4 protein-coding genes and 1 pseudogene are annotated in these 2,331 nt (G+C 44.1%); all 5 read left to right on the top strand.

From position 1 onward, the window contains the following. Positions 1–413, top strand: a 413-nt coding sequence (ccmA, locus tag AB4496_RS05390) for a cytochrome c biogenesis heme-transporting ATPase CcmA (RefSeq protein WP_372130668.1), incomplete at its 5' end; no start/stop codon positions are given. A 1-nt stretch (position 414) separates the two neighbouring features. Continuing rightward, complete coding sequence (gene ccmB / locus AB4496_RS05395) at positions 415–1,083, top strand: heme exporter protein CcmB (protein WP_009848527.1); 669 nt, start codon at positions 415–417, stop codon at positions 1,081–1,083. Positions 1,084–1,257: 174 nt separating this feature from the next. Beyond that, positions 1,258–1,998, top strand: coding sequence for a heme ABC transporter permease (locus tag AB4496_RS05400; RefSeq protein WP_009848526.1), 741 nt, complete (start codon positions 1,258–1,260; stop codon positions 1,996–1,998). Positions 1,999–2,012: 14 nt separating this feature from the next. Next, positions 2,013–2,219 carry a heme exporter protein CcmD gene (ccmD, locus tag AB4496_RS05405; protein ID WP_009848525.1) on the top strand — a complete coding sequence of 69 codons (207 nt, stop codon included), beginning with the start codon at positions 2,013–2,015 and terminating at the stop codon, positions 2,217–2,219. After that, positions 2,216–2,331: pseudogene (locus AB4496_RS05410) on the top strand (cytochrome c biogenesis protein CcmE); the annotation flags it as partial. The gene ccmD and the pseudogene AB4496_RS05410, both read left to right, overlap by 4 nt.

Consider the following 2,331-nt stretch of genomic DNA (forward strand, 5'->3'; position numbering starts at 1 on the left):
GAGATATGTATCACCAAAATTTGCTTTTTCTTGGTCACCAAACTGGCGTGAAACGCGAGCTCAGTGCCTATGAAAATCTGAGCTTCTATCAATCGATTCACAGCAGTGGAACGAGTAAGGAAGAACTTTACAATGCATTGGCTCAAGTGGGGCTTGCTGGTAGAGAAGACGTACCAGCAGGGCAACTTTCAGCGGGGCAACAGCGCCGTGTGGCATTGGCTCGTCTTTGGTTGAGTAAGCAAATGTTATGGATTCTAGACGAACCGCTGACTGCAATAGACAAGCAGGGTGTTAAGGTTTTGGAGTCTCTTTTTTCTCAGCATGCAGATAACGGTGGCATTGTGTTATTAACCACACACCAAGATATGTTTGCTGATAGCCCGAAACTAAGAAAAATAAAGTTGGGTGAGTAATATGATCTCTTCAATGACAACGATCATCCGACGTGAGCTATTGATCGCATTTCGTCGCCAAGCCGATATCTTTAACCCTCTGTGGTTTTTTATTATTGTCATCACCCTTTTCCCATTGAGTATCGGCCCTGAGCCAAACCTACTTGCACGTATTGCTGCAGGTATTGTTTGGGTAGCGGCTTTGCTTTCTGCATTGCTCTCTTTAGAGCGTTTGTTTCGTGATGATTTTCAAGATGGCGCGCTTGAGCAGATGATGTTGATGCCCATCCCGTTGCAGTTGGTAGTCTTGTCCAAGGTCATAGCGCACTGGTTATTGACAGGGTTACCATTAATATTGATCAGTCCGTTGTTGGCGGTGCTGCTGTCCTTGGATTTCGATACTTGGTTATCGGTAGTCTTAACGTTATCGGTCGGTACGCCTGCATTAAGCTTTATTGGTGCGATTGGTGTGGCTTTAACGGTTGGGTTACAAAAAGGTGGTGTGCTGTTAAGTCTGCTTATTTTGCCGTTGTATATCCCAATTCTTATATTTGCTACATCAGCGATTGATGCCGCAGCGTTAGGCGTTGCGTATAACGGACAATTAGCGGTGTTAGGGGCAATGTTAATGGGCGCGATGACGCTCACCCCATTTGCCATCAGTGCAGCACTGAGAGTGAGTGTTAACTAGTTAATTACCTGGTTAAGATTAACTACGCACTCACTAGCACTTTGCATGTTCAAAGTGAACGATTTAAAGCCTTCAAACTCCTAGAGTCACTGAAAGAAGCTGTAAGTCAAATAAATTATAATAATTATAGCTGTGATAGCTGTAAGCAATATGAAGTAAGAGTGAGATTACAACATGTGGAAATGGCTCCATCCCTACGCCAAAGCAGAAACCTCTTATCAGCTTGCTGGTAAACTTCTGCCATGGTTTTCGATCCTAGCGCTATTGTGTCTATCCGCCGGTACTGTATGGGGGCTTGCATTTGCCCCTTCTGATTACCAGCAAGGCGATAGCTTCCGAATTATCTATATCCATGTTCCGTCTGCAATTTGGTCTATGGGTGTATACATGTCGATGGCAATTGCCGCCTTTATCGGTTTGGTATGGCAGGTAAGGCTGTCAGACATGGCTGCGTTGGCTATGGCGCCTATCGGTGCTGTATTTACCTTTATTGCGTTACTAACTGGCGCTGTTTGGGGTAAACCAATGTGGGGTGCTTGGTGGGTTTGGGATGCACGTTTAACCTCAGAGCTGATTCTTCTATTCCTATATTTAGGTGTTATTGCACTGCACCATGCGTTTGACGACCAAAAAACCGCAGCAAAAGCAGCCGGTATTTTGGCCATCGTTGGTGTCATCAACCTACCTATCATTCACTTTTCAGTAGAGTGGTGGAACACACTCCACCAAGGCGCAACAATTACTAAGTTTGATAAGCCTTCTATTTCAAGTGACATGCTATGGCCGCTTCTTCTTAACATCTTCGGTTTTGCCTTTTTCTTTGGTGCTGTGACTATGGTTCGTTTTAGAAACGAAATCATCAGTAAAGAGAGTCACCGTCCATGGGTTCGCAAGCTAGCGGCTAATAAAGCGTAGTAGGGTAGGTAATTATGTATTTTGAATCTCTGAGTGATTTCTTTGCCATGGGTGGCTACGCCTCATATGTATGGAGTGCATTTGGAATCACATTCCTCGCGATGATCATTTTACTGGTCGTAAGCGTTCGTCGTGGTAAGCAATTATTAAATGAAGTACAAGCTAAGATTGACCGTCAAGCTCGTATTGATGCAGCAAAAAATATGGAGAACACTCTATGAACCCAAGACGCAAAAAGAGGCTAGGCATTATCTTAGCGATCTTTTTTGGTATCAGTGCAACTGTTGGATTGATGGTTTATGCACTTAACCAGAACATGGATCTGTTCTATAC

The organism is Vibrio sp. 10N.222.46.A1, assembly GCF_041473595.1.
Classification (GTDB): Bacteria; Pseudomonadota; Gammaproteobacteria; order Enterobacterales; family Vibrionaceae; genus Vibrio; species Vibrio tasmaniensis_A.

Bases quoted from the DNA above. Each gene is read 5' to 3' on its own strand.
- ccmB (WP_009848527.1), top strand. From the start codon at position 415: ATGATCTCTTCAATGACAACGATCATCCGACGTGAGCTATTGATCGCA.
- AB4496_RS05400 (WP_009848526.1), top strand. From the start codon at position 1,258: ATGTGGAAATGGCTCCATCCCTACGCCAAAGCAGAAACCTCTTATCAG.
- ccmD (WP_009848525.1), top strand. From the start codon at position 2,013: ATGTATTTTGAATCTCTGAGTGATTTCTTTGCCATGGGTGGCTACGCC.